Here is a 14,807-nt window from a genome sequence, read left to right as displayed (position 1 = left end):
AGCTAGAACATCACTTGTCCGCCAGTAATATTGATTGATTGCCCTGTACAATAAGATGCTTTATCGCTTGCATAAAATAACAATACATTAAGCACATCTTGATAATCACAACCGCGTTTGAGTGGTACTTTATCAATATAAACTTGCTCAACTTGATTTTCTGGAATACCTAATTTTTTAGCGTATTGTGGTATTAGGGATTGAAACATTGGTGATTTCAATAAATTACCCAACATTAATGAATTTACGGTAATACCGTACTCGGCAAGATCAAGTGCAAGCGATTGGGTTAGTCCAATACCACCAAATTTAGCTGCGCTGTAACCAGAATTATGTTTACTACCCACTTTACCTGATTTGGAGTTAATTTGAATAATTCGCCCATGAATTTTGTATTTTACCATTAATTTAGCAAACTCACGCGCACATAAAAAATAGCCGGTAAGGTTTACATTGACCGATAATTGAAAATCGTTTAATGCAAAATTAGTAATAGGTGCTGCTCGCGCAATACCTGCGCTATAGACCATTAAATCAACGCGTTTGAAAGCATCATCGACATCTTGGGCAAGTTTAATTACACTGTTTTCATTTATTGCATCAACACCAAAGCCTTTTGCTGTACCTTCGCCATGTTTTTGGTTAATTTCCTCTGCGACTTTATTCGCATTAGCAATATTTAAATCAGCAACAACAACTTTATAACCAGCATCCGCTATACCTTTGCATAAAAATTCACCTAACGTTTGACCACCACCAATAACAACTGTTACTTGTTTCATTTTTATGTTCCTTAATCGTTTACAATTCTAATTTCATCACCTACAAAAAGCTGAGTCGGAATTTCACCTTCTACGTGAACAGCTCCTGGTAATTCAGCTTGGCTATTACCATCAAACTTTAATGTGATATGTCCCAATTCTCGAAAATTAACACTACCTACATCACCTACCGCAGTAATTTTATAAATATGTTTACCTAATTGAATGATCTGTCCGGCTTGCAAATCTTGCTTCAAATCATCATGACTGTGAATAAAACAGTAATCAGCTAAATCTACAGGTGCGCCGTTTTTAAATAGGATCAACATACCGTCAGCTAATGCTTCTTGGGCAAACTCACCAATTTGTTTTATTTTTGAACTATAGATAACATTTGACATGATTAACCTTCTTATTTTTTTACATTTGATATAAGTCTTTTCATTTCTACCGGTTGCTTAAGATGGGATGGATGTATCTCCCCCCCCCCATCTTTAAAATCATTTACTGATATATAAATAACGAAACGGCCCAGGCAATTAATACTGTTGGTGCGCCAGTTAAAAAGCGACTAACCAACACTGATGGCACCCCTATTCTCACCGTCTCTTGTTTAGCTTCAGCAAGTGATAAACCAACAGGAATAAAATCACATGCAGCTTGTGCATTAATTGCAAACAATGCTGGCAATGCTAAATGAGGAGGAATATTTCCAAGTCCAATTTGCACACCAACTAAAGTACCAATAACTTGAGCAATAACCGCTCCAGGACCTAAAAACGGAGACAACAATGGGAAGGAGCAGATCAAGGCTAATATAATAAGACCAACTGGATTGTTTGCTAGCGGAACAAGTCCATGCGCAATAAAGTTACCTAATCCAGAAGCAATAATGATCCCTATTAATGCCGATACAAACGCCATAAAAGGAAGTATTGTTTTAAATACTGTATCAATAGTATCACGACCAGCCTGAAAGAAAATTGCAACACCAGATCCCATACCAATACCAATTTTTGCTAATAATCCATCGCTCTGTTCAGTGATTTTCTTACTGCTATCATATTTCTTAAATTCAGATGTTTTATTATCTATTTGTGGCTCTTTGACTACTGGTGGCGTTTCGCTTAAAACTTCACCGCATTTTTCTATCAACTTAATATTGTGAGGTTTTACCCCTGAAACATAGATGTCCTCGATGATATATTGAGCAAGTGGCCCAGATTTACCTGTTGCATGAATATTAACTGTTGGAACGCGTTTTTTTGGGTAAATACCACAACGTAATGTTCCACCACAGTCAATAACAGCTACACCTATTTCTTCTTTAGGCGGCTCACCCTCTTTGAAACCATCAATGGCTTGCCATCCAGTTAATTCCAACAGTGTATCAACTATCGCTGGACGAGTACCTGCAGCAATATAAACAATTTTTTTTCCTGCAATGACGGGAAGTTCCAAAGGTCCACCCCAACCAGATTCACCTTTTTCAATATGAATAAATTTAGGCATTTTTTATATTCCTTAACATGGTTATAAATGAACTTTTTTTTCTAATTTAATATCCATTTTTCTTTCAAAAATAGCGGTACAAAAGTCAGTAATCCAACCTCTAAAGAAGTTAGTACCTAAACCGACAAGAAAATAGCTCACAGCAAGAGGACCTAAAGGTAAATTTAATGTAGTTAAACCAGCAGCTATCCCCAAATAAACAAAAAGCTCTCCAGGATTAACGTGTGGAAATAATCCATTCATTGAATGACAACTATAAGAAGCCGCCGCATAATAACTTGGTTTGTAAAACTCCGGCATAAATCGACCTAAACTTAATGTCATTGGATTACAAAAAACAAAAGTCCCAATGAGCGGTAATAGCATGTATCTAGAAATTGGATTACCCGCACAAGCTTGCGCTAAATGCTCAATCCTTTCTTGCCCTATAAATTTAATTACTGCATTCATCACTACAAGTAATGAAATTAATAACGGCAAAATGCTAGTTACCATACCCACAAATACTTTGCCTCCCTCTTGGAATAAACCAATAAACCACTCGGCACCAAATGAAATAGAATCAATCATATTGTCTCCTATTGAGTTAAATTTCATGAAAAATAGTATCAAGTCTAAAAACTAAAATCTTTTAAGATGATCACAGTTTGAAATATTTTGTTTTATTTTGAAAGATAAAATTTCAAATGAATAGGAAAAAGAAAGAAATGAAACAAAGAACCATAGGTTTCTAAAATAACAATGATAGTAAAAAATTAATGTTTTTTATTGGACATTAACATTAAGTTGGCGTAATTTTGTCAATACGGTTATTTATTATTCAATTTAAGGAGAATATATCATGGCTAAAAGTACGACTTCTGCTAAAAAACTACAACAAGCAGCAATTTTGTTTCCTACTGATTTAGGTCAAAAGGCATCAAAAGATATTTCTGGAGCAATGAATTCTGTTTTAGCAGATGTATTTGCTTTATATTTAAAAACCAAAAACTTTCATTGGCACGTTAGTGGTCCCCATTTTCGTGATTACCACTTAATGCTAGATGATCATGGTGAAGAGCTATTTGCAATGACAGATCCAATTGCTGAACGTGTCCGCAAATTAGGTGGTACAACACTACGTTCAATTGGACACATTGCTAAATTACAAAGCATTTCGGATAATGATGCTGATTTTGTTGAACCTTCTGATATGCTAGCCGAGCTTTGCCAAGATAATGTAAGACTAACAGAGCGTATGCGTGTAGCCCATGATATTTGTGGTAAATACAATGACACCGCAACTGCAAGTTTAATTGAAGAATGGATAGATCAAACTGAAAAACGGGCATGGTTCTTATTTGAAGCCGGTCGAAAAGTTGACTCATCAGGACATTAATAAATCATTATTAATGACAATAAAATAAGAGGCATAAACAATGCCTTTTATTTAACATAAGTGGAGATTTAAGATGAGTAAAAGAATTGCTGTACTGGTCGGGAGTTTACGTAAAGACTCTTATAACTTAAAAGTGGCAAAAGTTTTTCAGAAAATTGCACCACCATCACTTTCATTACAAATCATCCAAATTGGGGATTTACCTTTATATAATGAAGATATTGATAATGATACCCCACCTGCCTGTTATACTCGTTTCCGCAAAGAAATAGCCGATTGTCAGGGTGTTATTTTTGTGACGCCAGAATATAATCGTGGCGTTCCTGCGGTTATCAAAAATGCGACAGATGTTGGTTCGCGCCCTTATGGTAAGAGCATATGGTCAGAAAAACCGGCTGCAATTATTTCTGTTTCGCAAGGTGCAATTGGTGGGTTTGGTGCAAATCATCAATTACGCCAATCTTTAGTATTTCTTGATATGCCAACATTACAACAACCAGAAGCTTATTTTGGTGGTGTTAGCGCTGCTTTTGATAAGCAAAACAATATTACTGAAAAGAGTAAAGAGTTTTTGTCATTATTTATTAATACTTATGCTACTTGGGTTGAAAAATTAAGTTAATTGATATAAATTTCCACATTCACAGCCAAAAATAATTGGCTGTGCATCTGATTAAATTAGTCTTTTATATTCCTCTGTGATGAAAATATTAATACCAACAAGTGAACAAGAATTATTGTATCGTGCTCAGTTAGTTGCAGGCTATTCTTTTGGTGAGATAGCTGAGTATTTAAACATTCCTATACCAGCTAACTTAAACAAACAAAAAGGTTGGGTGGGTAATCTTATTGAAAATTTTTTAGGTGCAAATGCTGGAAGTAAAGCTGAGCAAGATTTTGCTAACCTTGGTATAGAACTAAAAACCATTCCTGTTGATAAACAAGGTAAACCATTAGAAACCACCTTTGTCAGTGTTACACCCTTAATGGCTAATCATGGCGTTATTTGGGAAACAAGCCATGTTAAATATAAACTTTCCAAAGTACTGTGGATCCCAATCGAAGGGCAAAGAACCATTCCGTTAGTCGAGCGAAAAGTTGGGCTCCCTATTTTATGGACGCCAACTCCTGAACAAGAACAGCAGCTTAAACAAGATTGGCAAGAATTGATGGATATGATAGCTCTAGGGCAAGTTGAAAAAATTACAGCTCGATATGGCACTTATCTACAAATTAGGCCGAAAGCAGCCAATGGAAAAGCACTCACCGAAGCAATTGGTGAAAATGGTCAAATTATTTTAACGCGCCCACGTGGTTTTTATTTAAAAAAAACATTTACGATGCAAATTTTACAAGCTTCAATAAGTTAATTACTTTAATGCCAACAAAATATTTTATCATTGAGAAATAGTAAAATTTTTGGCAATAAATCACGATACCTTTCTAAAAATAAAGAACTTCTTTCTGCTCATTTTACAAAAAATCCAATCTACATCACATTTCTTCACATTAGTGATTTACTTTGAGAAAGTGTGAATATAAAGTTAAATTAACATTTGTGATTTAAACAGAGAATTTGTGAGAGGTATTAAATGAATATTATTTTGGCTGGGCACGGAAAAATTGCCTATGAAATGAAAAATAGTATTGAGATGATTGCGGGACAATACTCTAATTTATATGCGATAACTTTTGAACCAGGGGATAGCATTGATAACCTAAAAGATAAATATCTAAAAATTATTAACCAATCAGAATCCAAACAGTTCATTATTATCACTGATATATTTTCTGGTAGTCCTTATAACGCAGCCTCCATTCTAGCCATGCAGTTAGGTAATATCGAAATAATTAGCGGCTTATCTCTACCACTTTGCTTAGAGTTATTAAATCTTGATTTGTCTTTAATTAATATTGAAAACGCCTATGAACAACTTAACGAAGTTAAATTGGATTTTATTAAATCTTTCAAATCACTATCTAAAAATATATCTACAGATGAGGAGTTATAAATGATCATAAATTTAGTTCGTATCGATGACCGATTGATTCATGGTCAAGTTACCACCGTTTGGACAAAAGAAGCCAAAGCAGAAAGAATTATCATTGTGAGTGATGAGGTTGCTAATGATCAAATTCGTTCAGCACTAGTTAAACAGGCAGCTCCTCCTGGAATTAAAGTGTCTGTGGTTAGTATTGATAAAGCCGCTGCGGTCTATAAAAATCCTAAATATGAAAATGATACTGTTTTTTATCTTTTCACCAATCCAACCGATGTCTTGCGATTAGTCAATGCAGACGTTCCTATTAAAGAGGTTAATATTGGAGGAATGTCGTTTAAAGAGGGAAAAAAACAAATTACCAAAGCGGTTTCCGTCGACGAAAATGACATATCTGCATTCAAAAAAATGCATGAGATGGGTATCAATCTATGTTTAAAAGCCGTTATTACCGATCCGAATGTTGATTTTATTAAATTTCTTTAACCAGGTTATTCAAATTAACTAACATAATAAATGGTAGGAGGAAAACATGGACATTTCAATACTGCAAATCATGTTCATATTTATTTTCTCGTGTATCGCAGGAATGGGAAGCGTACTTGATGAGTTTCAAACACATCGTCCATTGATTGCATGTACCGTAATTGGCCTAATATTAGGAGATATAAAAACAGGTATCATTTTAGGTGGTACGCTTGAGCTAATCGCATTGGGTTGGATGAATATTGGGTCCGCACAATCTCCCGATTCTGCGTTGGCAAGTGTGATATCAACAATCTTAGTTGTTATAGGACAGCAAGATATCCAAACAGGGATAGCCATAGCACTTCCTGTTGCCGCGGCAGGGCAAATATTAACCGTTTTTGCAAGAACTATCACGGTAATTTTTCAGCATGAAGCAGATAAAGCAGCAGACAAAGTTCAATTCCGAAAGATTGAATTACTCCATTTTAGTGCTCTTTTTGTACAAGCATTAAGAGTTTCTATCCCTGCCACTCTTGTTGCCATTTATGTTAATGCAAATACTGTGCAATCCCTATTAAACATGTTACCCGATATTGTCACTGGTGGGCTTGCTGTTGCTGGTGGATTTATCGTTGTTGTCGGTTATGCAATGGTGTTAAACATGATGATTGTTAAATATTTAGCCCCTTTTTTCTATTTAGGTTTTGTTTTAGGTGGATATCTAAATTTTAGTTTACTTTCATTTGGTATTTTGGGGGTTATTTTTGCCATTATTTATGTTCAATTAAACCCAAAGTTCAATGTAATAAAAACTAATAACGAAATTGGAAATTCAATGACAAATACCAACCAAATAATCACTGATGATGAATTAGAAGAATAATTTATAGGAAGTATATTATGAAAGAAATGTCAAAAACCATTCAAAAAAAAGATGTGATTAGTACTTTTATTCGTTCTAATTTCCAACAAGCTTCTTTTAATTATGAGCGTATTCATGCGCTTGCTTTTTGTGTGGATATGATTCCGACAATCAAACGAGTTTATCAAACCCAAGAGGAACAACGCCAAGCATTAAAAAGGCATTTAGCGTTTTTCAACACGACCCCTACAATGTGTGGGCCCGTGCTTGGTGTCACTATAGCGATGGAAGAAGCAAGAGCAAATGGCGCACCAATTAATGATGGAACAATCAATAGCCTCAAAATTGGATTAATGGGACCTTTAGCAGGGGTCGGAGATCCCCTTGTATGGGGTACATTACGACCTATTACTGCAGCACTTGGCGCATCTTTAGCACTCAATGGAAATATGGCAGGTCCATTATTATTTTTTATTTTGTTTAATTTCGTCAGACTTGCCATGAAATGGTATGGTTTAACCTATGGATTATCGAAAGGAATCGGTATTGTTAAAGATCTTTCAGGTAATATCTTGCCTAAACTGACAGAAGGTGCTTCTATTCTTGGTTTATTTATTATGGGCGTATTAGTGACCCAATGGACTTCAATAAATGTCCCTTTAGTTGTATCTAAAACTGCCGACACAAATGGTAATGAAATCGTTATGACAGTACAAGGTATACTCAATGACCTTGTACCAGGTTTACTACCGTTGGGTCTAACACTTTTAATGATGAAATTGCTCCGAAAAAAAGTCAGCCCAATTATCTTAATTTTTGCATTATTTACCGTGGGTATTATTGGCTATGGGTTAGGTATTTTAGCTTAAAATACAACTAAAAAGTCTTAAAAAGATATGTAATATTTTTAACTAAAGGAAATAAAACAAATTGTTATCAATACATTTTTCCTTACAACTGCAGGTATAACAAGGTGTTTATGCATTATTGAGTATAAATTTGTATCAAATTTATTTTATTAAAGAGGAATATATGAAAACGCAAGCTGTTCGATTATATGGGAAAAATGATCTTCGATTAGAATCTTTTGAACTTCCACCTATCACAGATGATGAAGTGTTAGTATCTGTCATTGTTGACAGTATGTGCATGTCTTCATTAAAGCTAGTAAATCAAGGTGAAAACCATAAAAAAACCCCACCAGATCTAGAAAACAATCCAATCATTATTGGACATGAATGCTGTGGTGATATTTTGCAAGTAGGTAAAAATTGGCAACATAAATTTAAACAAGGGCAAAAATATGTCATACAAGCCAACTTACAGCTCACTAATAGCCCTTATTGTGTGGGTTACTCTTATCCTAATATGGGGGGATGTGCAACCTATATGATAGTCAATCGCGACGTATTACAACAAGATTGTTTAATACCTTATAATGGAAAAACTTATTTTGAAGGTGCGTTAATTGAACCCTTATCCTGTGTTATTGGTGCTTTTAATGCTAGCTATCATTTGAAACCAAATAGTTACGATCATATTATGGGAATAAAGCCTAATGGTGAATTGCTTATATTAGGGGGAACAGGCCCTATGGGGATGCTTGCAATAGACTATGCTTTAGGGGGGGCGATAAAACCCAAAAAAGTGGTTGTCACTGGGCGAAACAAAGAAAAAATAGCACATCTAAAAACACTATATCAATCACGCAATGGGGTTGAACTTGAATTCGTCAATATATCTGAATGCGAAGATCAATTGTCTCTATTGCAAAATCAATCTTCCAAAAATTGTTTTGATGATATCTTTATCTTTTTACCATCAAAAGAGTTAATTCATTTAGCATCGCAATTATTAGCATTTGACGGTTGTCTGAATTTTTTTGCTGGCCCTCAAGATAAAAATTTCGAAGCAGAAATTAATTTTTATGATGTCCATTATAATTTTACTCATATTGTTGGAACATCAGGAGGAAATACTGATGATATGCGCTTAGCTGTTAAGTTAATTGAGTCAGGCAAGATTGAAGTTGCTAAAATTGTTTCGCATATAATGGGAATCGCTCAAGCCTGTGAAATAACTCAACGACAAGATAAAATTAGAGGTGGAAAAAAATTAGTTTACACTCATAAGCAATTTGAGCTTAAAAGTTTAGAATCGTTAACAGATAGTAGTGATGATGTAGCATTAAAGAAAATATTACATAAAAACCATAATATTTGGTCAAAAGAAGCCGAAGATTTTGTATTAAACAATTTTCCTGATATTGAGTCTTAATTTTTTTGTTATACTTTAATAGCATCAAGATGCCATAATATGAATTATCATTCATGACATCTTGATATTCTTTAAATAAATAGTGATTAAAAAAAACATGACTAATAAGATAATACGACCATGATCAATAATAACTTTGGTAACTACGATTTTGAGCAACACAAATTATTAATAAAAATAGCTCAACTCTATTATGAAGAAAATAAAACTCAATCCGAAATAGCCAAAATCGTTAATATACATAGATCAAGTATTAGTCGAATGCTAAAAGTAATACGAGAATTAGGTATTGTTTCTATCTCAATAAATTACGATCTACTTCCCAATATTGCATTAGAAGAAAAAATTCTTAATAAATATAATTTGAAACAAGTTATTGTTGTACCTGTCAATCAAAATGTTGATAATGACAGCAAAAATCAAATTGTTTGTAGTGTTGCTGCAAATGTATTAGTCAAAAATATTCATGATAACGATGTTATTGGCATTTCATGGGGACGCACAATTAATTATATTGTTAGCAGTTTAAAAAATGACAACACTCAATTCAATAATACGACTATTGTACCAATGATTGGGGGACCATCAGGAAAAATTGAAACAAAATATCACGTCAATAATATTGCTTATAAACTTTCGAATAAATTAAATAGTCAAGCTATACTGATTGATTACCCTGCCATTGTTGATACCGAGCCTTTAAAAATAGAAATTGAAAAAACTCAACATATGAAAGAGTTGAAAGATTGGTGGAGTAAGATAACAGTCGCGCTATTTAGTATCGGTTGTCCTGCTATCTCAAAAAGTTCAATTTGGTATGGGTTTTATGGAGAGTTGTTCCAAACGATTGCCAATAAAAATATTGTAGGTGATATACTATCCCGCTTTTTCGATCAAAATGGGCATGAATTAACGACGCCATTTTGCAATCAAATTATCGGAGTGACATTAGACAATCTGAAAAAAATTCCTTTAAAAATATGTGCAAGTGGTGATTGCGAAAAAATTAATAGTTTAAAAGCGGCACTAAATGCGAATTATATTGATATATTAGTAATTAGTGATGAAATGTCCGCCCAATTAATTAACTAATTTTTTCAACTAAAACGATTAGCAAATAGCCTTGGTTACTACACAATAATATTGTCTATAAGGCTTAATACTATAAAAAGCTAAAAGATATCAAATATTAGAATTTTCGAATTTCTTTGATAATTATAAAGTTGTTTCTTTTTAATGGGCAAGTCTTCCACTTCTGCTGGATTAAAGCCTTTTTCTCTAAACCAGTGGATGCTACATGTCGTTAAAACAAAAACTTTTTCAAGCCCTAACTGGATTGATTTCTCCATTAATTTTTCAATGAGAATATCTCCTCGAGACGAATTACGATATTCTGGATGAATAGCCACACAGGCTATTTCGCCCATTTTTTCTTCAAAATAAGGGTAAAGCGCAGCACAACCAATTGTCATGTTATCTCGTTCAATAATGGTAAATTTATCAATTTCCATTTCTAATTGTTCTCGTGAGCGTTTGACCAAAATACCTTGCTCTTCAAGCGGACGAATGAGCTCTAAAATTCCACCGATATCGTTAATGGTTGCCGAACGAACCTGTTCAGAATGTTCCATCGAAACTTGTGTTCCAATACCATCGCGCGAAAATAATTCTTGTAAAATGGAGCCATCAATCAAATAACTTACTAAGTGACTTCGCCTAACTCCACTACGGCATGCTTTGGATGCTGCACGTAAAAAACGTGCTTCACTAGATAAATATTTGCCTTGTTGTTCTTTTTGTTTGACATAATTATCCGCATCAACAGGATAAAGGTCAGTAATAACCCAGCCTTGTTCATCTAAAACACCTTGTTCAGCACAAAAGCTGATTAATTTATCCGCTTTTAAGCGAATGGCAACTTCAGCGGCAACATCCTCAGATGCTAAATTAAAACTTTCACCAGTAACCGAAACACCAACTGGACTTAATAATACAATAGAGCCACGATCTAGCTGTTCCGCTATAGCCTCGTTGTTTATACGGCGGATTTTACCTGTATGGCAGTAATCAACACCATCATCTACACCCAAAGGTTGTGCAATCACAAAATTACCACTGATAACACTGATATGAGCACCTTGTAATGGGGTATTATTTAAGCTCATTGATAAACTTGCAGTAATATTAAGTTGTAATGATCCTGTAATTTGTTTAATGATGTCTAGTGTTGTTGCATCCGTAATGCGCGTATTTTTATGATATTTAGGTTCAATATTATGATTTTTTAAAGCTTCATCGATCTGATTACGAGCGCCATTGACAATAACAAGTTTAATACCAAGACTATAGAGTAAACCAATATCGCTGATAATACTTGAATAATTATTACTTTTTAACAGTGCACCCGTGAGTAAGATTACAAATGTTTTACCATGATGTGCATTAATATAAGGTACAGAATGTCTTAACCCATTAACTAACTCGGTTGTACGTTCTTTCATTTTTACAATCACCTTAAGTGAATATTTATTCATATTTTATGTGATTTTATTTGTTTTCATTCTAAAGGCAAGTAATATTTTAAGTATTTATAAATAATCTTAAAATTCACTATTAATAAAAATAAAAGCTTAAAATCGATGATTATTTGATTGAAAAATAACTGATTAACAAAACATTGATCTGTTAGTCACGAAGATTAAATTAAAATTTAAAAAATGTTAGCCTAAAAAAGGCATGCCATATTAGCATACCTACAGCTTGTTGATTTCTTTTACTGCCATTTCAAAAATAACATCAAACAAGCCATTTAACGAAAAATAAGTTTATTATCTATTAATTTATCGTCATATAACCATAAATAATTAACAGAGCCACAATAATAATTGCTGAAACAGCAATGGTATATCTTATTTTTACTTTATACTTTTTCATTTCACCAAGCGAAAGATTTTTGTTTTTATTTTTGCCATGGTAATAATAATACAGAGGTAGACCAATCAAAGTCATTACTATTGAAGCAATTCCATTTATGGTTTGGTAAACTAACATACCATAAATAACATAAATCGCCCCTAACATTGCAATAATAGGAATTATTGGATAACCAATAACTTTATAAGATCTAGGCTCATTCGGATATTTTTTACGTGCAATCATTACACCAATAAACGTTAATAGATAAAATACCCAAATTGCAAACATTGAAATTTCGGATAAACGATCTGCATCAAGAAGCGTTGAATACAAGAAAGAAAAAACAATCAATACAATAATGGCATTAACCGGCGAACGACTATCATCATCAATGGAACTTAAATAACGAGCACCGATAATAGTTCCTCGTTCCCCCATACTAAATATAGTACGAGATAGAGTCATAACATACCCATTAATACCTCCCAAAATTGAGACCATAATGCCAACAGCAACTAAATTACCACCAAAATGCCCAAACATACGTTGTGATGCTACGGCAGAAGCATCATGACCAAGCGAAACCATTTCTTGCACAGGAAAAATTTTGAATAATGCAATATTAATACAGGCATAAACTATCACAAGAAAAACAATCCCCAAAATAATAGCCTTAGGTAATACTTTTGAGGGATTATGAATTTCGCCAGCAACTGACGCTACCTGTGCCCAACCATCGTACGCAAAAAGAGTTGCAAGAATAGCCACAGCAAAAGGGGCGTATGATTCAATACCTTGACCACTCGCCGTAAATAATACTACTTGACCATTACCTTTCCACAAACCAAATATGGCCAACAGCAATATAGGAATTAGTTTACAAACTGTAGCAATCGTTTGTAAATAACCGGCTTCTCTAACGCCAATAGCATTAATAAAGGCGATAAAACCCAAAACACCAGCGCTCACTGCCATTCGATAAGTATCATTAATGCTAAATAATAAACAAAATACTGAACTGAAATATCCAACCAACGCACCAACTAATGACGGAGCAAAAATAACAGTAATCATCCATCCATAAAGATGAGAAACTTTTGGACCATAAATTTTTTCAAGATAAACCAGCATGCCCCCAGTACGCGGAAACATGACGCCTAGTTCACAAAGTGTTAAGCCGCCACAAATAGAAAAAACACCTCCTATTATCCATGCTAATAGTGCATAATTATAATCACCAGTAGCTTCTAATACAGCTGGTGGTTTCATAAAAGCGCCTGCACCTAAAACCATTCCAACAACCAGTGATAATGCAGAAACTAAACCAAGATCTTTTCGCAAATTATTCTCTAAATTGTGATCTGCCATGAAGTTCCTCTTAAAACATATAAAATTAATGAGCCAAATTTAGTTATAATAGGGATTTATTCATAAAACACAAGAAAGATTAAAGTTTTTCATATAATAACCATAATAAATCAAATAAATAATTTTTTTATTTATAAAAAAAGCCAGCATAAAGCCAGCTTTTGAGTTAAAAATGAGGTTAAATTATTTAGTTTTCTTCATTTTCATATCAACAACCATACGACCTCGAATTTTACCTGCTTTCATTTCGTCGATCATATCATTAATATCTTCCAATGGTCTTTTTTCAACTATCGGTACAACCTTACCTTCAGCACTAAATTGAAATGCTTCAGCCAAATCTTCACGAGTACCAACCAGTGAGCCTAAAACTTGAATGCCATCTAACACTGTTTTAGGAATACTTAACTCCATATTTTCAGAAGGTAAGCCTAACGCAACAACACGTCCTAAAGGTCGTACTGAATTAATAGCCTGATTGAATGCAGTTTTAGTTACAGAGGTCACAACAGCACCATGTACACCACCTTCAGTATGTTCTTTAATATATGTCCCTACATCAGTCACTTTTTTAGGGTTAACAACTAAATCAGCTCCTAACTTTTTACACAAGTCTAATTGACTATCGCTATTACTAATAGCAACAACTTTATTGTTAAACACTTTTTTACCATATTCGATAGCGAGTGTTCCTAAACCACCGATACCAAATACAGCAAGCCATTGACCCGGTTTAGTACCGGCGACTTTAATGCCTTTGTAGGTAGTCACGCCTGCGCAAGTTACACTTGTTGCTTGTGCCGGATCTAATCCTTCTGGCACTTTTACTGCATAATCGGCTTTAACTATGCACTGTTCTGCCATACCGCCATCAACACTATATCCAGAATTTAATGCATTACGACAAAATGTTTCATGGCCTGATATACAATATTCACAAGTACCACAACCTGCATGAAACCAAGCAATACTAACACGATCACCAATTTTTAGGCTCTTTACATCAGGAGCAATTTTAGTCACAATCCCCACGCCTTCGTGACCGATAACACGACCTGGTTTTTTACCAAAATCTCCAGCCGCAACATGAAGATCAGTATGGCAAAGACCACAATACTCAACATCAACTAGAGCCTCACCGGCTAATAAAGGACGAATAGGGATATCTTTAATTTCGACTTGACCATCACACTCTTGCCTAATCACCGCTGCCTTCATTTTGTTCTCCTAAATAATTTTTAAAGTTAAAATATGATTAATTATTA

General features: G+C 34.1%; 16 protein-coding genes. 9 read left to right on the top strand and 7 right to left on the bottom strand.

Annotated elements, in window-relative coordinates; translation table 11 throughout:
- Positions 1–2: 2 nt before the first annotated feature.
- The 4 genes from srlD to srlA form a co-directional block, all read right to left on the bottom strand.
- Entirely contained in the window at positions 3–782 is a 780-nt protein-coding gene (srlD, locus tag A9G23_RS08310) for a sorbitol-6-phosphate dehydrogenase (protein ID WP_065587167.1), read from the bottom strand.
- A gap of 11 nt (positions 783–793) precedes the next feature.
- Positions 794–1,162 (bottom strand): PTS glucitol/sorbitol transporter subunit IIA, encoded by a 369-nt coding sequence (locus A9G23_RS08305; protein ID WP_065587166.1) that lies wholly within the window; start codon positions 1,160–1,162, stop codon positions 794–796.
- Between the two features lie 103 nt (positions 1,163–1,265).
- Complete coding sequence (gene srlE, locus A9G23_RS08300; RefSeq protein WP_065587165.1) at positions 1,266–2,273, bottom strand: PTS glucitol/sorbitol transporter subunit IIB; 1,008 nt, start codon at positions 2,271–2,273, stop codon at positions 1,266–1,268.
- A 21-nt stretch (positions 2,274–2,294) separates the two neighbouring features.
- Positions 2,295–2,843: a PTS glucitol/sorbitol transporter subunit IIC gene (gene srlA, locus A9G23_RS08295; protein WP_065587164.1), complete on the bottom strand. Its 549-nt coding sequence runs from the start codon at positions 2,841–2,843 to the stop codon at positions 2,295–2,297.
- Positions 2,844–3,114: 271 nt separating this feature from the next.
- Between srlA and A9G23_RS08290 the strand changes: the two genes are divergently transcribed.
- The 9 genes from A9G23_RS08290 (at position 3,115) to A9G23_RS08250 (ending at position 10,350) form a co-directional block, all read left to right on the top strand.
- Entirely contained in the window at positions 3,115–3,651 is a 537-nt protein-coding gene (locus A9G23_RS08290) for a Dps family protein (RefSeq protein WP_065587163.1), read from the top strand.
- Positions 3,652–3,724: 73 nt separating this feature from the next.
- The gene (locus A9G23_RS08285) at positions 3,725–4,273 is read left to right on the top strand and encodes an NADPH-dependent FMN reductase (RefSeq protein ID WP_065587162.1); all 549 of its coding nucleotides are present in this window, start codon (positions 3,725–3,727) and stop codon (positions 4,271–4,273) included.
- Positions 4,274–4,352: 79 nt separating this feature from the next.
- The gene (mutH, locus tag A9G23_RS08280; RefSeq protein WP_065587161.1) at positions 4,353–5,021 is read left to right on the top strand and encodes a DNA mismatch repair endonuclease MutH; all 669 of its coding nucleotides are present in this window, start codon (positions 4,353–4,355) and stop codon (positions 5,019–5,021) included.
- Between the two features lie 222 nt (positions 5,022–5,243).
- On the top strand, positions 5,244–5,663 hold the full coding sequence (locus A9G23_RS08275; RefSeq protein ID WP_065587160.1) for a PTS sugar transporter subunit IIA: 420 nt from the start codon (positions 5,244–5,246) through the stop codon (positions 5,661–5,663).
- Complete coding sequence (locus tag A9G23_RS08270; RefSeq protein ID WP_065587159.1) at positions 5,664–6,137, top strand: PTS system mannose/fructose/N-acetylgalactosamine-transporter subunit IIB; 474 nt, start codon at positions 5,664–5,666, stop codon at positions 6,135–6,137. It begins immediately after the preceding gene.
- A 46-nt stretch (positions 6,138–6,183) separates the two neighbouring features.
- Positions 6,184–7,002 (top strand): PTS mannose/fructose/sorbose transporter subunit IIC, encoded by an 819-nt coding sequence (locus tag A9G23_RS08265; protein WP_065587158.1) that lies wholly within the window; start codon positions 6,184–6,186, stop codon positions 7,000–7,002.
- A 26-nt stretch (positions 7,003–7,028) separates the two neighbouring features.
- Entirely contained in the window at positions 7,029–7,850 is an 822-nt protein-coding gene (locus A9G23_RS08260) for a mannose/fructose/sorbose PTS transporter subunit IID (RefSeq protein ID WP_218058732.1), read from the top strand.
- Positions 7,851–8,013: 163 nt separating this feature from the next.
- Entirely contained in the window at positions 8,014–9,258 is a 1,245-nt protein-coding gene (locus A9G23_RS08255) for a zinc-binding dehydrogenase (protein WP_065587156.1), read from the top strand.
- Between the two features lie 120 nt (positions 9,259–9,378).
- Positions 9,379–10,350, top strand: a complete 972-nt coding sequence (locus A9G23_RS08250; protein ID WP_065587155.1) for a sugar-binding transcriptional regulator — start codon at positions 9,379–9,381, stop codon at positions 10,348–10,350.
- A gap of 80 nt (positions 10,351–10,430) precedes the next feature.
- On the opposite strand, the gene argA is transcribed toward A9G23_RS08250, so the two are convergent.
- The 3 genes from argA to adhP all read right to left on the bottom strand — a co-directional run bounded on the left by argA (position 10,431) and on the right by adhP (position 14,760).
- Complete coding sequence (gene argA / locus A9G23_RS08245; protein ID WP_065587154.1) at positions 10,431–11,759, bottom strand: amino-acid N-acetyltransferase; 1,329 nt, start codon at positions 11,757–11,759, stop codon at positions 10,431–10,433.
- A 334-nt stretch (positions 11,760–12,093) separates the two neighbouring features.
- Entirely contained in the window at positions 12,094–13,542 is a 1,449-nt protein-coding gene (locus A9G23_RS08240; RefSeq protein ID WP_065587153.1) for an APC family permease, read from the bottom strand.
- A gap of 183 nt (positions 13,543–13,725) precedes the next feature.
- A complete protein-coding gene (adhP, locus tag A9G23_RS08235; RefSeq protein WP_065587152.1) occupies positions 13,726–14,760 on the bottom strand; it encodes an alcohol dehydrogenase AdhP in 1,035 nt (344 codons plus the stop codon).
- Positions 14,761–14,807: the final 47 nt, after the last annotated feature.

Source organism: Gilliamella sp. App4-10 (assembly GCF_001690495.1).
Classification (GTDB): Bacteria; Pseudomonadota; Gammaproteobacteria; order Enterobacterales; family Orbaceae; genus Gilliamella; species Gilliamella apicola_G.
Note: the sequence above shows the minus strand (reverse complement) of the source record. Positions and strands in the feature narration are given on the sequence as shown.

What these genes read in the sequence shown, in the direction of transcription:
- srlD (WP_065587167.1), bottom strand. Translation starts at nt 782, where the DNA reads ATGAAACAAGTAACAGTTGTTATTGGTGGTGGTCAAACGTTAGGTGAA.
- A9G23_RS08305 (WP_065587166.1), bottom strand. Translation starts at nt 1,162, where the DNA reads ATGTCAAATGTTATCTATAGTTCAAAAATAAAACAAATTGGTGAGTTT.
- srlE (WP_065587165.1), bottom strand. Translation starts at nt 2,273, where the DNA reads ATGCCTAAATTTATTCATATTGAAAAAGGTGAATCTGGTTGGGGTGGA.
- srlA (WP_065587164.1), bottom strand. Translation starts at nt 2,843, where the DNA reads ATGATTGATTCTATTTCATTTGGTGCCGAGTGGTTTATTGGTTTATTC.
- A9G23_RS08290 (WP_065587163.1), top strand. Translation starts at nt 3,115, where the DNA reads ATGGCTAAAAGTACGACTTCTGCTAAAAAACTACAACAAGCAGCAATT.
- A9G23_RS08285 (WP_065587162.1), top strand. Translation starts at nt 3,725, where the DNA reads ATGAGTAAAAGAATTGCTGTACTGGTCGGGAGTTTACGTAAAGACTCT.
- mutH (WP_065587161.1), top strand. Translation starts at nt 4,353, where the DNA reads ATGAAAATATTAATACCAACAAGTGAACAAGAATTATTGTATCGTGCT.
- A9G23_RS08275 (WP_065587160.1), top strand. Translation starts at nt 5,244, where the DNA reads ATGAATATTATTTTGGCTGGGCACGGAAAAATTGCCTATGAAATGAAA.
- A9G23_RS08270 (WP_065587159.1), top strand. Translation starts at nt 5,664, where the DNA reads ATGATCATAAATTTAGTTCGTATCGATGACCGATTGATTCATGGTCAA.
- A9G23_RS08265 (WP_065587158.1), top strand. Translation starts at nt 6,184, where the DNA reads ATGGACATTTCAATACTGCAAATCATGTTCATATTTATTTTCTCGTGT.
- A9G23_RS08260 (WP_218058732.1), top strand. Translation starts at nt 7,029, where the DNA reads ATGTCAAAAACCATTCAAAAAAAAGATGTGATTAGTACTTTTATTCGT.
- A9G23_RS08255 (WP_065587156.1), top strand. Translation starts at nt 8,014, where the DNA reads ATGAAAACGCAAGCTGTTCGATTATATGGGAAAAATGATCTTCGATTA.
- A9G23_RS08250 (WP_065587155.1), top strand. Translation starts at nt 9,379, where the DNA reads ATGATCAATAATAACTTTGGTAACTACGATTTTGAGCAACACAAATTA.
- argA (WP_065587154.1), bottom strand. Translation starts at nt 11,759, where the DNA reads ATGAAAGAACGTACAACCGAGTTAGTTAATGGGTTAAGACATTCTGTA.
- A9G23_RS08240 (WP_065587153.1), bottom strand. Translation starts at nt 13,542, where the DNA reads ATGGCAGATCACAATTTAGAGAATAATTTGCGAAAAGATCTTGGTTTA.
- adhP (WP_065587152.1), bottom strand. Translation starts at nt 14,760, where the DNA reads ATGAAGGCAGCGGTGATTAGGCAAGAGTGTGATGGTCAAGTCGAAATT.